The organism is Clostridium neonatale (genome assembly GCF_001458595.1).
GTDB lineage: Bacteria > Bacillota > Clostridia > Clostridiales > Clostridiaceae > Clostridium > Clostridium neonatale.
Genome location: NZ_LN890328.1, coordinates 884,493 through 901,143, shown reverse-complemented (window position 1 = coordinate 901,143; position 16,651 = coordinate 884,493). Strand labels below are relative to the sequence as shown.

The window sequence follows — 16,651 nt, the reverse complement described above, 5'->3', positions numbered from 1 at the left end:
AATATAGCTTTTCTTCATTATTTATAACCTTCCATTAATATTAAAATTTATATTTTTAAAATAATACTTATTATCTTGAATCTTTTCAAGTTCCCAAAATAGCTTATGTTTCTTAGACTCATCATTAAATTCTTGCTGAATATTTCTTTTTTCTTTTCTCATATTCATTATTATAGAGTTTAGATTTTTCCTTTTCCAATTTTTATAATCAAATTCCATTTCATTCAGCAGATTTACTGATGATATACATTCTATTCTCGGACCTCCTAAGTCCCTTTCAAGATTTCTTAGAGTAAAATCATTTTGTCCAGGATCTAAAATAATAAAATACCCATAATCATATATACTACGTATTAACCTTCCATATATCTGTTTAACTTTAATACATACCTGAGGATAATTCACATCTCTATACTGTTTGTTTTGATATTCTCTAATTGCTCTAAGTATTGGATAATCAGGACTATAATTTGGCAGTTTATCAAGCATAACGCAGTTTAATCCATCTCCTGGTACATCAATTCCTTCAAAGAATCCTTTGCTGCCCAAAATAACTACTGTCCTATCTTTATCTTTTAAAGCATTTATGGATTTTTTATTCATATGAATTTCAATTTTACTTCCTCTTGTAAGCATTTCAAGTTCTTCATTAACCTTTTCTCGTCTTGCATTATTATTAAAAAGTACAAGTATATGCCCATTTATTTTTTTAGCTGTTTCAAATATAAACTTAGAAATATTTTTTACATATTTAGCATCATCATACCTTCCCACATCATTAAGTGCAAAAATTTTCGTTTGATTTTTTAATTTAAATGTTGAAGGAATAACGAATTCATTTGCTTTTTCCTGACCTAAATGCTTTTTCATCTGCATAAAACCATTATCTATCCTAAGTGTTGCAGACAAAAATGTAGTACTTTTTACATCCTTTAACATGTGCTCATTTACAAGTTCTCCAACATTTAAAGGGACATTTGTACATTTAAAGTATTTGTATTCACTTTCCACTTCCAGAACTTTGGCATAAAATTTAGATTTTTCTAAAAACTTATCCAATATATCAAAGGCATTTTTTATCTTAGAAATAAATTCTGTAATGCTTTTATAATCATTATCTGAAGATACATCCTCATCTCCAACAATGTTTTCTACATAACCACTTAAAAGCTTAAATAAAGGATAAATGCTATATTTCAAATCTGATAGTTCCTGTCCTAATGGCTTTGTAATATATTTCAAATCTTCACGTGGTAGAAAAAATTCAGTTGTAAAATTATACTCTGTATCACATAATCTCATACACCTTAAATCATTCATTACTATTTGAGTATTTACAATTATGTCATTTACAATGTAACGCATCTTATCTCTGTCTATTGTTTCCCTATGCCCAAATGAAGCATTTAAATTTAAAAGTAAGTATAAAATATTATTGTGCCCTTTTTCTATTGTTTCAAGAAGATCTAAAAATTCTTCTGAATTAAATTCTTCGCTAAAGAAATCATAACATTTTTCCATAAGATTATGTCCCTCATCTAAAATAATATGATTTATTTTCTTTTTTTCTCCATAAGGCCAACATGCTAAGAGTGAGTGATTTATAACCGTTAAGTTTTCATCTGGCAGTTCATTATATCTTTTTCTTAAATAGCAGGCTTTCTTACATTTCTCCAAATTACAATTATCATTATCACAGTTTATCCTATTAACATAAGTATCAAGCTTAAAATGTTTGTATATAACATAATTTATATTTTCAATGTCTCCAGCATTGCCTTCTTCGGCTAATCTTCTTAAAAACAATAATGCCAAGTTTCCTTCTTTATCAAACTCAAGTTCTTCACATTTATTTAATCTTTCCATACATACATAATTACTTTTACCTTTTATAGCTCCATACTTTAATTTATCATCTAATTTTAATTTTTTTAAAATTGTTGGAATATCTTTTTCTATAAGCTGATTTTGAAGTTCCTTTGTATTTGTTGATATTATATAGCTTGAATAATCTTTTTTATTCTTCTGTTTATTCATATAAGCTTCAAGAGCTGCTATTGTAACATATGCAAATGTTTTTCCACTGCCTGTTGGTGCTTCGATAAAAATCCGTTCTTCTCTTTCAATGGTTTCTCTTATCTTTTTTGCAAATTCCTTTTGATCTTTTCTATACTGATATCCAAAATCTCCGCCATTATTCCATATTTCCTCATTTTCAAATAAATCTTCATACTTTTTATAATCAATATTTATATCCTTTAATATAATATTATTTTTAACTTTATCTTCATAATTTACATATTCATAATCTCCAAAATTAAAAAAAGCTGGTCTTAAAAGATATTTAGTCCAACACCACTCCTTCAGATGCTCATAATTTTTAGTTACTTGTTCATATAATGACTTCTTCTTTGGGCTTTTTTCTTCTCTATCGAATAATCTGCATAAAAGCGAATTTACAACTTTTAAAGTGTCTATCGAATCGTCTAGTCCTCTATGAGCTTCATTTTTTTCCATTATAGTTACATCTCCTATAATAGATTCCAAATTATATTCTCTTCGATCTGGTTCAAGTATTGCACAAAGCTCCATACTATCCATAATTTCATTTTCTACTTCTTTTATATGTGTCTTAAAAAAACGTCTCTCAAAACTTCCATTGTGACAAATAAGAGGTAAATCTTCTAAAAATTCTATAAGCTCAGGTATTATTGTATTTAAAGTTCTCGCACTATAAAGTTCAGCTTCATTTAATCCGCTGCATAACTTATAAATCTCAGCAGGAACCCTTCCTCTTGGTCTTATTAGTGTTGTATATGTACTCAGTTCATTATTTTTGATTTTTACAGCACCAATTTCTATTATTTCAGACGTATTTTCATCTAGTCCAGTAGTCTCTATATCTAAATATATTACATTATCCAAAATGCTATTTAATGTATTTGGCATAATTACTCCTAAATTTTAAACAATCTATTTTTGCAGTATAAATAATCCAATAAAAATTTATATATTAGTTTTCATTCGTATTTTTCAAATCTTAGTATATATTCTGTATAACAATTGAATATATACTTCCTTTTTATTTAAATTGTTCAAAAGAACATATGTGCTATTTTTTATAATTATATCATATTTTCAAATATATAAACACTTATAGTACATTGAAGTTTATTATTAAAATTCGCTATATATAATATTATAACTATATAAATGCATATTAGAACTTATAAATAAATGTAACCATAATAAAGGAATTAATATTCTTAATTTAAAATATTTTCACAAAAAATCAGTTAAAACAAATCACTTATCTTTTTTGCAAATTAAATAGAATATTAATTCCTTTTGATCTACTTATTTAATTTTTATAAATTTATCCAGTATTCTTGCTTATTTATAAAATTAACTTTCTTCAATTAATCTTAGTCCCGCTGTATCAGTAACTGGAAGTGAAAATACAATCGATTTTGCTTTGCTTTCCATTCCAGCATTTTGCATTACAGCTTTCATTACTTTATTTTTTTCTTCTTTTTTAGTTACAAGAAATATGATTTCTTTTTCTGATGCTAATGAAACTCCAAGAAATTTTTCTGCAAGTTCCATTCCAATTCCTTTTGCATGTATAATAGTTCCACCATTAGCATTAGCACTTCTTGCAGCTTTCATTATTAAATCACTATATCCTTGATTTGCAATTACAACTAATAATTCATGTTTGGTTTCCTTCAATGTACTTTCCTCTCCTTTTTCGTACTTTTGACCTTCTGTTAAAAACAACAATTCGCGTTTTCCACCAATGCTACTTAGTGGGATTGTAAATGCAATCCCAGTTCCTGGCACATCAATTTGAAGTTTACTTTGTAATCCTTTTTTTATATAATCCCATACTTCATCTGTAACTATTCCAAATATAACAGCTTTTTCTGATGACTCCAATCCAAAATAATCAAGCATCTCACTATTAGCTGTCCCCCCCCCTAATGTAACCAATGAAACTGCCATTTGGCTTTCTTTATAAAAAGATAGAAATTTAGTAACCATATTACGACTTGTAATAGTGGTCATCATAAATAATTCACTCATATAAAACTCCCTTCTTATAATTCAACAATATCATAATCACCAATTAATTCAAGTGACTCTTTGACATCATTAACATTACCAGATGCCTTAGATTTTTTAGCTTGAAGCTTATGAATAAGACCAAGAATTTGTATTGTAATTAAAGGAGTCATAGCAACCATAGCAACAACACCAAATGCGTCCATAACAATATTTCCTCCAACAGATGCACATGCTCCCATGGCAAATGGTAATAAAAATGTAGCTGTCATTGGACCTGATGCTACTCCACCAGAGTCAAAAGCAATTGCAGTAAATATTTTGGGCACAAAGAAGGATAATCCTAATGCCACTACATATCCCGGAATCATAAAATATAAAATTGAAATTCCTGTAAGTACACGAATCATAGCCAATCCAATAGAAAAAGACACACTTATGCATAAACTAATTTTCATAGCAGATGCAGGAATTGCTCCATCTGTTAGTTCTTCAACTTGTTTTGTCAAAACATATACTGCTGGTTCTGCCATTACAATAAAATAACCTATTAGCATTCCAATAGGAACAATGATCCAATTATATGGAAGCAATGCAATTATTTGTCCAATATAATTACCAGCAGGCATGAATCCTACATTAACCCCTGTCAAAAATAATACTAATCCAATATAAGTATAACCAAGTCCAATTAAAATTTTAATTAAAGACTTTTTGTTCAGCTTTAAGGAAATCAATTGAAAAATTCCGAAAAACACGATAATTGGTAGAAGTGCTATTGCAATCTCAACAATATATGTTGGAAGTGCATTAGAAAAAAGCTGCCTAAGGGCAATAGAATGAGCAATCTCAGGAATAGTGACTGTAGAATATTCACTACCAGCTGGATTAAAAATCATTCCAAGTAGAAGAACCGCCATAATCGGTCCTATAGAACATAAAGCAACAAATCCAAAACTATCATCTGTTGCATGTTTATCACTACGAATTGAAGAAATACCAATGCCAAGTGCCATTATAAATGGTACTGTCATAGGTCCTGTTGTTACACCGCCTGAATCAAAGGCGACTGCTAAGAAATCTTTAGGTACAAAAAATGCTAATATAAAAACAATTGAATAAAAAAATACCAACATAGGCGGCAGTGCAATACTAAATAATATTCTAAGAAGAGCAATGCTTAAAAAAATTCCTACTCCTAAAGCTACTGCTACAATTAATACGCCATTAGAAATTGACGGTACTTGATTTGCTAATACCTGAAGATCTGGTTCAGATATAGTAATAATAAAACCAAGTATAAATCCAAGCACTATCATTATCCATAATTTTTTTGTTTTAGTCATAGAGGTTCCTACTCTCTCTCCCATAGGTGTCATAGCAATTTCTGCACCTAGTGAGAAAAAAGTCATCCCTATAATCAAAAGTACCGCACCAATTATGAATGCCATCAAAATACTTGGCGAAATAGGTACAATTGTGAAACAAAGCAAAAGAACAATTCCTATAATAGGCAGGACTGCTTTCAGTGACTCATTTAATTTTTCTTGAAGTTTTGTTCGATACAACCACATTCTTCCTTTCTTTTTTAAATTTTTTATTTCATATTTACATTATACATTAAAATCACCTTATTACACACCCTCTATTCAATAAAAAACTATTAATTTTTTGTAAAGTTAATTTTATATCAATACATTTTAATAATATTTTCTAAATTTTAAATATTTTATAGCTAAGTTTTTATCATAAAATTATCCCAACTTAAAATTTAAGTTGGGATAAGAATTTTATAGACAGTATAATAATTATATACCGCCACATTCTCTCTTAAATATATCTTTAATCGATTATTATGGTTATTTTAAGTGATTATTTTAGTCATACGTGTGTGCAGATAAAATTGTTATTATTAATTTAGTTTGCTGATAGTTTAAAAGAACTATTTAGTAATACAATCCTTTTAATCCTAATTATTTATTTTTAATTTAACTTAATTTTCATATGTTCTTCATACATTTCTAAATTTAAGATATTTTTAGTTTACTCTAATCAAACTTTTATAGCAAAAATAAATTTAATGGTTGTTTTCCATTTTTCTAAAAGGCGTATATTTTTCTTTTCTTGTTTTGGGATTATAAGAAATATATCCGCCTTCGTGTTCATAATATTTTTCTTTTGTATTTCTTTTATTCAAATTATATTTATTCATAACAAATCACGCCCTCTCCACATTTTAGACACATATAGTAAAATAATAAAATATTATATTATTTTTTATAATATGTTATTATTTAAAACTATCGCTAAAAAATATATGGTTTATATTAGTTGTTATAAATATACTATTCAATTTTTTGTGTATTTACTTATTTATGAGTAGAACACCACTGATTATTTCCAGCTGTTTTTTCATGTTTGTGAAATGATTCTGCTGAATCATATGTCTTAGGAACTGAATCCCAACTATTATAAAATTCGCTTTTTTCATCTTTTCCATGACATGAGCAGCTGCTACATTTTGTACATTCACAATTTTTCTTATTCTCCATTTCAAACACATCCTTTCTTCTTTAATAGATTGTGCATATTTGAAACTTATATCCGTATATTTCTTCTCCTTAATTGTAATAGTTATGAAATACACATTTTTGATTGCCATCTAGCAGCACTTAATTTCACTTTTTCTATGTTCTTCTGCAATCGTATCAAAGTATTATGCCGTGTAATCTGAATTTAGTATACCTTCAACATTATTAAAGTATAACTTTTACTAATTACATTCCTTTTTCTATTCTTTCTAAAACTTCTAAGAATAAATTATACATTTCTACTTGATTATCCTGAATTGTTAATAAATAAATTGCTAAAGCCACTACAATTGAGCAATATAATACTGCAACTGGTGATGTGAGTTTTTTGAAATAGCTATTCATATATGTGAATAAGCTACTTCCAACAAGACTTGTTAAAAGTGATGGACCAATTCCACATCCTCCACTTAAATATGAACCAAGTTTTGTTTTTATATGAATTTTTTCCATTGATATATTTAAATTTTTCTTTTCAATATAAAGAGCGTAAATTTCATCAAACAATATACATATAATTTTGTCTCTATTTTTCACTTTTTTTAATAATTTTTTATATCTATGTTTATATTTATAAGCTATTTCTGGTGTAACAATCTTGTAATTATCTTTTGATTCTTTTTTAAATTTTATTATTTTTAATTCACTCAATTTTATACTCCTTAAAATTGCTGATACTACTCTAACTCATATTTTTGCTTATTTATTCTATGATTTTATTTTTTAATTGTGTTATATTATGGACATAAATTCTATATGAGATATAATAAAAAATGTACTATAGAAAAATTTAAGGAGATTTTTAATATGCTTTATGATTATCATATGCACTGCTCTTTTTCTGCTGATTCAAAAACCCCAATGAAGGATATGATAGAGCAGTCAATAAACCTTAACTTAAAAGAAATTTGTTTTACAGATCATGTTGATTATGACATAGTAGGGAATCCTAATGTTAAGATTGATTATAATAGATACTTCGAAGAATTAAATGCTTATAAAGAAAAGTATAAAGATAGAATTTCAATAAAAAAAGGTCTTGAAATGGGACTTCAACCTCATCTTCTTGAAAGATGCTCAAAAGAAATAAAAGAACATGATTTTGATTTTGTAATTTGTTCAATTCATACAATTGATAGAAATGAGCTATATACAAGAGACTACCATAAAGGAAAAACTCTGTACGAAGCTTATGAAGGTTATTATAAGATTTTATTTGATATAGTTAATTCTTATAATGATTATTCTGTTTTGGGGCATCTTGATTTAATAAAAAGATATGATCCTACTATATTAGAAGATAAGTTATTTATTGATTACATAGAAGCTATTTTAAAAAAAGTAATTGAAAATGGTAAAGGAATTGAGCTTAATACATCTTCATTTAGGTACAACCTCCCCGATTTAATGCCTTCAACAAATATTTTAAAATTATACAAAGAATTAGGTGGAGAAATAATTACAGTTGGTTCTGATTCACATACTACTGAACAAATAGCTACTAAGTTCGACTATGTTAATGAAGCACTTAAAGACCTTGGCTATAAGTATACTTGTAGATTTAACAAGATGAAGCCTAAATTTGTGAAGCTATAATTGCATACAAAAATGCTTATACAAAAGTTTTTAACAATTGTATAAGCATTTATATATCCACTTTTATAATATAAATATATTCTCTAAAAACTTATATTTTTTATTTATGCATTTACATCTAAATTTATTCCTAAAGTAGTAAAATTTGAATTATCGTCAGTAATAGCATCTCCTTCTGAATTACTGGTATTATCTGATTCACTGCTTTCAAGTACTTCTTTATAAGTTACAATAGGATTTTGCAAGATTCCTTTTGATTTATCACTTAAAAATGTTGTTTGATCTCTATAAATTTTTCTGCTTATTTTTCTTACCTCATCCATAAAGCTTTTCTTAGTAATTGAATCTTTATTAGATGATAAAAATTCGTCTAATTGCCCATCCTCTGCTACACTTAATAACTTAGTTTCATTTACTACTAATTTTCCATTGCTTTTTAATGTTATCCCAATATTTTCAAGTTCTTCTTTATTATCTTCAACAAGACTCTTTAACTTTTTTGTTAACTTCTTTACACCTGAATCAGTAGAATATTCTTTATTAGTATCTATAATATCATTATAACATTCAGTAAATTTCTTCATTGACCTATACATTTCTTTTTCGTCACCTTCACTTTTATTTTTATAAAGATCTGTTATGGTCTTCATCATATCTTTTGAATTTTCCTTTATGTCAGAAACATATGTAGATAAAGCCTCTGGAACAACATTTTTTGTTGTGATTTTTATATTTGGCTTTACTTCTGTACTAGCTTCACTGACACTATTTCCACTTCTTGCAATTTTTGAAGTAAAACTTACCGAACTAATAGATTTATTGTAAGAATTATTTATTATTGCTAAATTTATCTTAATTGACATAATATATCGCCACCTTAAATACCTGTTTTAATTCAATTTATTTTCGATATATTTTTTATTTACTTAAGATAATGTTTATCAATTTTATATAACTAATAAATTTGAAAGAAGCATTACTAAAACTCTATAGCAATGCTTCTTTTTATAAATTTTAATGTGTTTATATTTAATTAGATTTTTCTTGTCTTTTCCAAAAAACAAAGCCTGAGCATAAGATTGAGAAACAAATAATCATAAATATCCAGAATAAATTATTACTCATACTACCAAACACAATTATTAAAGCTCCAATTATTGCTAATATAGGCGTAATTATTCCTATAAATATACTTTTAATTTCTTTATTTATTCCAAACTTTAATACTTTTACATAAAGAATTATATATAATAAGTAACTCATCGCCACTGATATTTCTGATATATCAGAATTTCCCATCATCGATAATTTTGTTGTTATATAGTGAATAGCCAGCCAGAATATTGATATAACAAATCCAACAATAGCCGAATTTACTGGTATATATAATTTTTCATCAATTTTTGAAATCTTATCTTTACATGGAAACATTCCTCTTATTGCTAATGAATATGGTTGTCTTATCATTCCAATGATTAACCCATTAACAGTTCCAATAATAGATATAACAACAAATGTTAGTAATATTTTAGCCCCAAAATGACCAAAGATGTTTCTTGCTGCAAGATATACATGCTCATCTCCCAATGCCATTATTGTTTCAGGGCCTAAATATATACTTATTCCAACAAAATATAAAATATAAATTATTAAAATTAAAATTGGTGAAATGATTAAAGCTCTTGGAAGATTTCTTTTAGAATTTCTTACTTCGTGACCTATAGATGTTGAGACTGTCCATCCATCAAAAGAAAATGCTATTGGTGCAATTGCCGCAATCCATCCACTTGAATTTATTCCTTCACTCATATTACTAAGAGATAATCCATCTACATTACCAAAAACCAATCCTGCAAAAGCTATTATAGCTAATGGAAGAAGCTTTATTATTGTCGAAGCACTTTGAAAAATACCACCTAATCTTGCTGATATAGTGTTAATAAAAAACAATGATACTATAACAATAAGTCCTATTAATATTTGTAATTCAAAGCTTCCATTGATACCAAACAGCATACATAAATATATTCCAGCCACATATGCAACTACTGCTATTAATGTTGGATAATATAAAAATGTCATAAACCATCCAAATGCACATGCTATACGTTTATCCCAACACATTTCAGCATAAGCTATAACTCCTCCTGGCTCAGTAGTTCTAGAAGCTAATTCGCCCATTGCGAGGCCTCCAAAAATTATTGCAATTGCTGCTATACAGAATACAATAACACCAAGACCAATGTTTCCTCCAGTTGCTACTAAAATATTATCGCTTTTAAAAAATATACCTGATCCTATTACAACTCCAACTATCATAGCTATGGTTGTAAATAATCCATATCCTTTATTCTTCATTTGTTCCCCCCTATTTTCTTTATAACATACTTTTAATGCATAAATTATTGCGTATAAAGTTATAATTATACATTTTGTTTAGTATATAGCATTCTTCACCATTTTTCAACGACGTTTTGTATATAAATATTAATTTTTAATATATATAATTAAATTATAACGTATTGATATAATTTAATCACTTTTTATATTTAACTATCAATATATTTTCTTATACTTATAAATTGAATTTCTTTGTCTTGTCATAAAAATCATAGATACATCACGTCTTAAGTTATAATTCAGCAGATTAAGCTGTTCTTTTTAATATATTGATATTTATAATCTAAATATAACTATCTCTTAATCTTAAAACATATGTATTTATAATAACACTTGATACAATGATTTTAGATGAAACAAACAAATAAAGCTCTTATGTGATGCGTTGTATTGCATTAAAAAATGAAGCTTTAGAATTTTTACATTAATAATTATTCCAAAATTGTTTGTCCGATTTTATATCTCACAAACGGTTTTTGGAACAATCATTGATGCTTAAATTTTCAGCTTCATTTTTCTAGCAAGCGCGCACACCATAAAGGTTTTATTTCAGTTATTTCACCCTAAACTTAGTACGTTCCTTATTTATGTCTCGCAATTATATTATTTAATTGTTGTATAAATTTGAAAAATGATTCCAAATTTATCTTTGATTAAAGCATGTGCTGGACTAAAATGAGTTTTTTTAAGCTCACTCATAACCTCTCCGCCTTCTATTAGCTTTTCATAAATACGTTTTGCTTCCTGAGCATCATCTAAATTTATACATATAGAAACTTGATTTCCCTCTTGATAATCCATTCCTGGAAAAACATCTGAAATATTAATATTAGTTTCACCAATTTTTACTATTGAATATGTAATATAGCTTGATATTTTATCATTATTAGAACAATCCTTAGTTTGCTTAAAAATAACTTCAGCGTTTAGTGCTTCTTTATAAAATTCAATCGCTTCATTTCCTCTTCCATTCATAAAAAGAAATGGTGCAAGTTCTAATGTCATAGTTAAACACCTCCTTCGATCTATTATGACTATTATTCTCAATTACATTATACTACTAAAATAAAATTAAATATAGTGATTTTATAATCTTTTACCAAATTATAACTGATATTATTTTTAATCCCTTTATTAAGAACCATAATAAAGATAAGTGAATTTTTAATTCTTGAATTAGCTATACGTAATTTAGTATAGCTATCAATAGTATTCATATAATAGTACCTCCTTGAACACTAAAAATTCTTCTTAATAAGATATCGGCTTTTTTACATATTATTTTATATATTCAATATTTTATTTAACAAAATTCTATATAACTCTATATGTACCATATAAGAATAAATATGTTTTTTATATTTATATCTTACATAATGAATACTTATTTACTCTTCCAAAAATCTATGTAATTTTGTTTTAAAAAAATGTTGTTAAAATTATAAATTCTGCTATAAAATAAAGTAACCATATCCTATATATAATCCTCATATAATATTATGATTACTTTATTTCATTTTTTGTTTTAATTATGCTTTACCAAATATAACAACATTTATTTAAAACATTTCCCTATATCTTTTTCAATTACACATAAACATTCCAAAATTACATCATTAATATGTCTTAATTGTAACTACAAATATAAGTTTAATCTGTTCGCAAATTAATAAAGTCATAGTAGAAACTATAATGACCTCATATATTTTCTAAATATATGAGGTCATTATTATGTTTAACATATTTAATTTTAATCAAGTATATCGCTTTCAATGTAATTCAAATTTTTCCTAAGTGTGCTCGCCACATTCCATGTAATATCCCCAGTTTCAAATAATGCTTGTATAACTTCTCTTTCCAATTGCAATGCTTTAAATTCAACTCTTTTCTTTTCAGCTTTATTTATCTTTTTAAGAATTGGTTTATTTGCTACTAATATTAATCTTTGATAATATAAAATTGTATTTTTTACATATTGTTCATTTTCTATTGTCATATTCTTCTTAAGGTAATCTATTATATACTCTGCATTAATAATATGAAGTGACCTTAGTGCATCAATTTTCAAGCGTTTAACAGAATTCTTCTGAGCTTTCAATTCCTTTAAAATAAGATTTATTCTTCTTATATTAAAAATTATAATTGATACTATCCTGATTGCTTCTTTAACTCTTAATAAAATATTTTCTCTAGATGACACTAGTTTAATTTTATTTCTTACTAACATTTCATATGAATACGCTGCTTGTTCATCTATTTTTTCTTCTTCTAAAAGCTTTCTTGTATTTTCTATTTCTTTTTTATAACAAAGTACTCTAAGTTTCTTTTCTTCCTTATTAACCGCATTCCAATTATTATAATCTGAAGTGCCATTTAGTAATTCATTAATTTTATGATTATATTCTGCTACAGTTAAATCAATATACTTTTTATCATAATTTTCCAACTTTAATTTATTTATTGTATTTTCCCATACCTTTACTTGAGAACTCTTTAATATTCTCAAATTATCAACTTCTTCTTTAGGATCTTTTTGGGCAAACATAGGAAGTATAAATGTTGCTATGCAGAGTGTAAGTAAAATTACTCCTACTGCTAAAAATAAGATTAAGTTTCTTTCAGGAAATTTATCTCCATTTTCTAAAAATAATGGTATAGATAGAATAGTTGCTAAGGTAACAGCGCCTCTCACTCCAGACAATGCACTTAAAAATGCTGAACGTAAATTAGCTTTCTTTTGTTCTTTTGTAAGGTTCTTATTTCCAAACTTAAAAATTAAATAAACCCATAAAAATCTGATTATATGTAGAGCTAACGTTATTATTACAACATCAACTACAGCTAATATCCCAGATACTTTAAATATTTCTTCTGAAATAACATATATTATATATGGAGTTAATATCTGAAGGAATAATTCTATTGTAATGTCCTCCATACCAAGATTCCTTATAAATATTTCAAAATATATTAATATCTGCTCCAATATAAATCCTACAATAATACCACCAATTGCAACTAAAACAAAATTTGCTGTTGCATCAAATATAGAAAAGGTTCCTGTTAATGCAGCAGCTAAAGCAAACTTAAAAGATACTATTCCAGATGCATCATTTAATAGTCCTTCCCCTTCTATAAGATGTATTACTTTCTTAGGTAATGATATTTTCTTTGAAAGTGCGCTTACTGCAACATAATCAGTTGGTGATAATGCTGCTGCTAAAGCAAATGCTGCTGCCAAAGATATTGAAGGTGATAATTTATTTATAAGAAACCCGACCAATATTACTGTAATAAAAACTAATGCAAGCGCCATTAAAATTATATCTTTTCTTTGATTCCATAATGACCTTTTATCACTATTTTTCCCATCATAAAAAAGAAGCGGAGCTATAAAAACTACTAAAAAAATGTGTGGATCAAGTTCAATTATAAATTGTGGATGCAAGATTGCTATTATCGCTCCCATAAGTATTTGTATAATAGGTACTGATAATTTCGGAATAAATCTACTTATTATATTAGAAAATAATATAGATAATAATAATACTAAAATATAATTAAACATTCATTCATCTCCAGTCTTATGTGATTATTTGTGCAAAATAACTATAATTATCCCAATGACGTACTTTTAATTTTATCATATCTTGAGAATACAAATTTATAAATATTAATGTCCATTTGGTAAATTTATTGTTAACATGGGAAAAATTTTTAGAGCAAATTTCTCTAGTAGATATCAACTAATATTATCAGCCATATAAAAATAGAACTTGCCTAACAAGTTCTATTTCCCTTATTTACTGAATAGTCAATATGCACATTTTTATTGGGTAATAGTCTTATTTTGAGAATCACATTAAAAATTGCACATGTTATCTAACATTCCTTACTTTTCATCATAGTTCCATCCAAAATCATCATGATAAATCATAAGTTTTGTCATCCCGCCATCAACATTTATATTTTCACCAGTAATGAATGAATTTTTTTCATCACACAAAAATAAAGCTGCTCTTGCAATATCTTTCGGAACCCCTACACGTTTAGATAAATGCTGATTTAAATCTCCATCTGAGTATTTTGGTTCTTCCATTCCATATGATTCATATGTATCAATCCATCCTGGAGATATGGAATTAACCCTTACCTTTCCAGAAAGGCTCACCGCAAGTCCATGAGTAAGTGCAGCAATTCCTCCCTTTGCAGCAGTATAACTTTCAGTATCTCTTTGAGACATGAATGCTCTTGTTGAAGATATGTTTAAAATAGCTCCACCTTTGGCAAAATTATTTTTAAATAAAAGTGATAACATATATGGCGCTGTTACTCCTATTTTCAACACATAATTAAAGTCATCAAAACTACATTCAGAGATTATTCCTTTTCTGCTTATACATGCATTATTGATTAAAACATTAATTTTTTCATACTTGTTTATAACAAAGCTTGAAAACTCCTTTAGCACGCTTTCTTCTGCAATATCTCCAAAGTACCCTTCTACATTAAGTTTATCATGTCTAAATTCTTTTTCTGTCTTACTTATTGCTTCTTTATTATTATCAATAAATATTACTTTATATCCTTCCTCTGCAAATTTCTTCACAAGTTCCTTGCCAATACCAAGTGCTCCACCTGTTATTACACATACTTTATCCATGTAATTCCCTACTTCCTAATAATTAATCAAAGACTTGCTCCTATGTTCATCTTATATTTTATAATTATACTGAATACATGATCTAAAAGCAAAAGAACTCGAATAAAAACGAGTTCTAGCTTACATATATACATTAATTAATTATATATATTTCTCCATTAATCATTATTATATTTCCAACTTAATTATTCTTCTACAATTGCAACTGCTCGTATCCAACCTGCACTTGCCTCTTTAATTTTAATAGGGAAACAGCTTACAGTGAACCCAAAAGAAGGGAGCTTTTCAAGATTCGTAAGTTTTTCTATATGACAATACCCACATTCAATTCCTGCAAAATGTCCTTCCCAAATAATTGATGAATCATTGGTTTCATTAAACTCTTTTGCTATAAGTGGCAATGGACGATCCCAACTCCATGCATCAGTTCCAACAACATGTACACCTTTTTCACACAACCATAAAGTCGCTTCTTTTCCCATTCCACAACCTTTTACAAGATATTCTGGTTTACCCCAATACTTATCTGCACCAGTATTGACAAATACAATATCATTTGGCTGAAGCTCATATCCAATTTCTTCAAATGCATTTTCCATGTCCTTAGCTGTTACAAGATATCCATCTTCAAGGTTTCTAAAATCAAGTTTAACACCATTTCCCATACACCATTCAAGATATATGGAATCGTATTTAACTAAATAGCATAATACCCATGTCGAAAATTTTTTCCTCTCAGTCATAAATAATTAAGTTGAAAAATATACTTTTTTGTTTTTGCTTGACATATCTTAAAACTTACTGTAGAATTATATTTGGTTATTGACCATATAACCTCTCATAAATTCTCAATACCCTTTTATACCATAGTTGAAAGATGGATACCCACCATCTTTCTTTTTTTATTTATAATAAGGAAAATAATGCTCTTTCTTTGATTAAGATTCTTTTAAAGATACATCTTCTTCTATCCATCCATTGAAATAACTCTTAATAATTTTTTCGTGAATATTAATTTCACACCTTTTTTCTTTATTTTTAATAAACATCTTCTATATTTAATGAACTTTCTTTATTAGCTTATAACACAATGCAATATATTAAATATACCATATATACTACTATGTATAATATCCATCTAAAATAAATATTAATTATTATTTATTTAAAGTTATAAATATTAATTATTATTTATTTTTATGCAAAAAAATATTAATATCGCAAAAATTGTTATATAATGCTGTATTTTAAAACCGATATATTATTGATTACAGATTTTAAATAAGTATTTATTAAAATTTCCAGTGTTTTTTTATTCATTTTATAGTATAATAAT

The 16,651-nt window shown here is 26.8% G+C and carries 14 protein-coding genes; 1 reads left to right on the top strand and 13 read right to left on the bottom strand.

The genetic code is table 11. The features are described from left to right. Positions 1 to 21: 21 nt before the first annotated feature. The 6 genes from BN2920_RS11295 to BN2920_RS11275 form a co-directional block, all read right to left on the bottom strand. Positions 22 to 2,949 (bottom strand): helicase C-terminal domain-containing protein, encoded by a 2,928-nt coding sequence (locus tag BN2920_RS11295; RefSeq protein WP_058295108.1) that lies wholly within the window; start codon positions 2,947 to 2,949, stop codon positions 22 to 24. A gap of 456 nt (positions 2,950 to 3,405) precedes the next feature. Then, entirely contained in the window at positions 3,406 to 4,086 is a 681-nt protein-coding gene (locus BN2920_RS11290) for a P-II family nitrogen regulator (protein ID WP_058295107.1), read from the bottom strand. A 14-nt stretch (positions 4,087 to 4,100) separates the two neighbouring features. Further along, positions 4,101 to 5,633 carry a DUF1538 domain-containing protein gene (locus BN2920_RS11285; protein WP_425306062.1) on the bottom strand — a complete coding sequence of 511 codons (1,533 nt, stop codon included), beginning with the start codon at positions 5,631 to 5,633 and terminating at the stop codon, positions 4,101 to 4,103. Between the two features lie 509 nt (positions 5,634 to 6,142). Beyond that, positions 6,143 to 6,277: a hypothetical protein gene (locus tag BN2920_RS22385; RefSeq protein ID WP_268259156.1), complete on the bottom strand. Its 135-nt coding sequence runs from the start codon at positions 6,275 to 6,277 to the stop codon at positions 6,143 to 6,145. 157 nt (positions 6,278 to 6,434) lie between these two features. After that, entirely contained in the window at positions 6,435 to 6,617 is a 183-nt protein-coding gene (locus BN2920_RS11280; RefSeq protein WP_058295105.1) for a hypothetical protein, read from the bottom strand. Between the two features lie 225 nt (positions 6,618 to 6,842). Beyond that, positions 6,843 to 7,307 (bottom strand): hypothetical protein, encoded by a 465-nt coding sequence (locus tag BN2920_RS11275; protein WP_058295104.1) that lies wholly within the window; start codon positions 7,305 to 7,307, stop codon positions 6,843 to 6,845. Between the two features lie 156 nt (positions 7,308 to 7,463). On the opposite strand from BN2920_RS11275, the gene BN2920_RS11270 reads away from it, so the two are divergent. Then, entirely contained in the window at positions 7,464 to 8,252 is a 789-nt protein-coding gene (locus BN2920_RS11270) for a histidinol-phosphatase HisJ family protein (protein ID WP_058295103.1), read from the top strand. 104 nt (positions 8,253 to 8,356) lie between these two features. Here BN2920_RS11270 and BN2920_RS11265 read toward each other — a convergent pair whose 3' ends face one another. The 7 genes from BN2920_RS11265 to BN2920_RS11240 form a co-directional block, all read right to left on the bottom strand. Further along, a complete protein-coding gene (locus BN2920_RS11265) occupies positions 8,357 to 9,115 on the bottom strand; it encodes a hypothetical protein (RefSeq protein WP_058295102.1) in 759 nt (252 codons plus the stop codon). A gap of 166 nt (positions 9,116 to 9,281) precedes the next feature. Then, the gene (locus BN2920_RS11260) at positions 9,282 to 10,610 is read right to left on the bottom strand and encodes an APC family permease (RefSeq protein WP_058295101.1); all 1,329 of its coding nucleotides are present in this window, start codon (positions 10,608 to 10,610) and stop codon (positions 9,282 to 9,284) included. Positions 10,611 to 11,255: 645 nt separating this feature from the next. Next, on the bottom strand, positions 11,256 to 11,657 hold the full coding sequence (locus BN2920_RS11255) for a VOC family protein (protein ID WP_058295100.1): 402 nt from the start codon (positions 11,655 to 11,657) through the stop codon (positions 11,256 to 11,258). Between the two features lie 47 nt (positions 11,658 to 11,704). Next, complete coding sequence (locus BN2920_RS21405; protein WP_157065775.1) at positions 11,705 to 11,869, bottom strand: hypothetical protein; 165 nt, start codon at positions 11,867 to 11,869, stop codon at positions 11,705 to 11,707. A gap of 533 nt (positions 11,870 to 12,402) precedes the next feature. Further along, positions 12,403 to 14,220: a cation:proton antiporter gene (locus tag BN2920_RS11250; protein WP_058295099.1), complete on the bottom strand. Its 1,818-nt coding sequence runs from the start codon at positions 14,218 to 14,220 to the stop codon at positions 12,403 to 12,405. 324 nt (positions 14,221 to 14,544) lie between these two features. Beyond that, on the bottom strand, positions 14,545 to 15,315 hold the full coding sequence (locus BN2920_RS11245) for an SDR family oxidoreductase (RefSeq protein ID WP_058295098.1): 771 nt from the start codon (positions 15,313 to 15,315) through the stop codon (positions 14,545 to 14,547). A gap of 185 nt (positions 15,316 to 15,500) precedes the next feature. Then, positions 15,501 to 16,058, bottom strand: a complete 558-nt coding sequence (locus BN2920_RS11240) for a cyclase family protein (protein ID WP_242868363.1) — start codon at positions 16,056 to 16,058, stop codon at positions 15,501 to 15,503. Between the last annotated feature and the right edge of the window lie 593 nt (positions 16,059 to 16,651).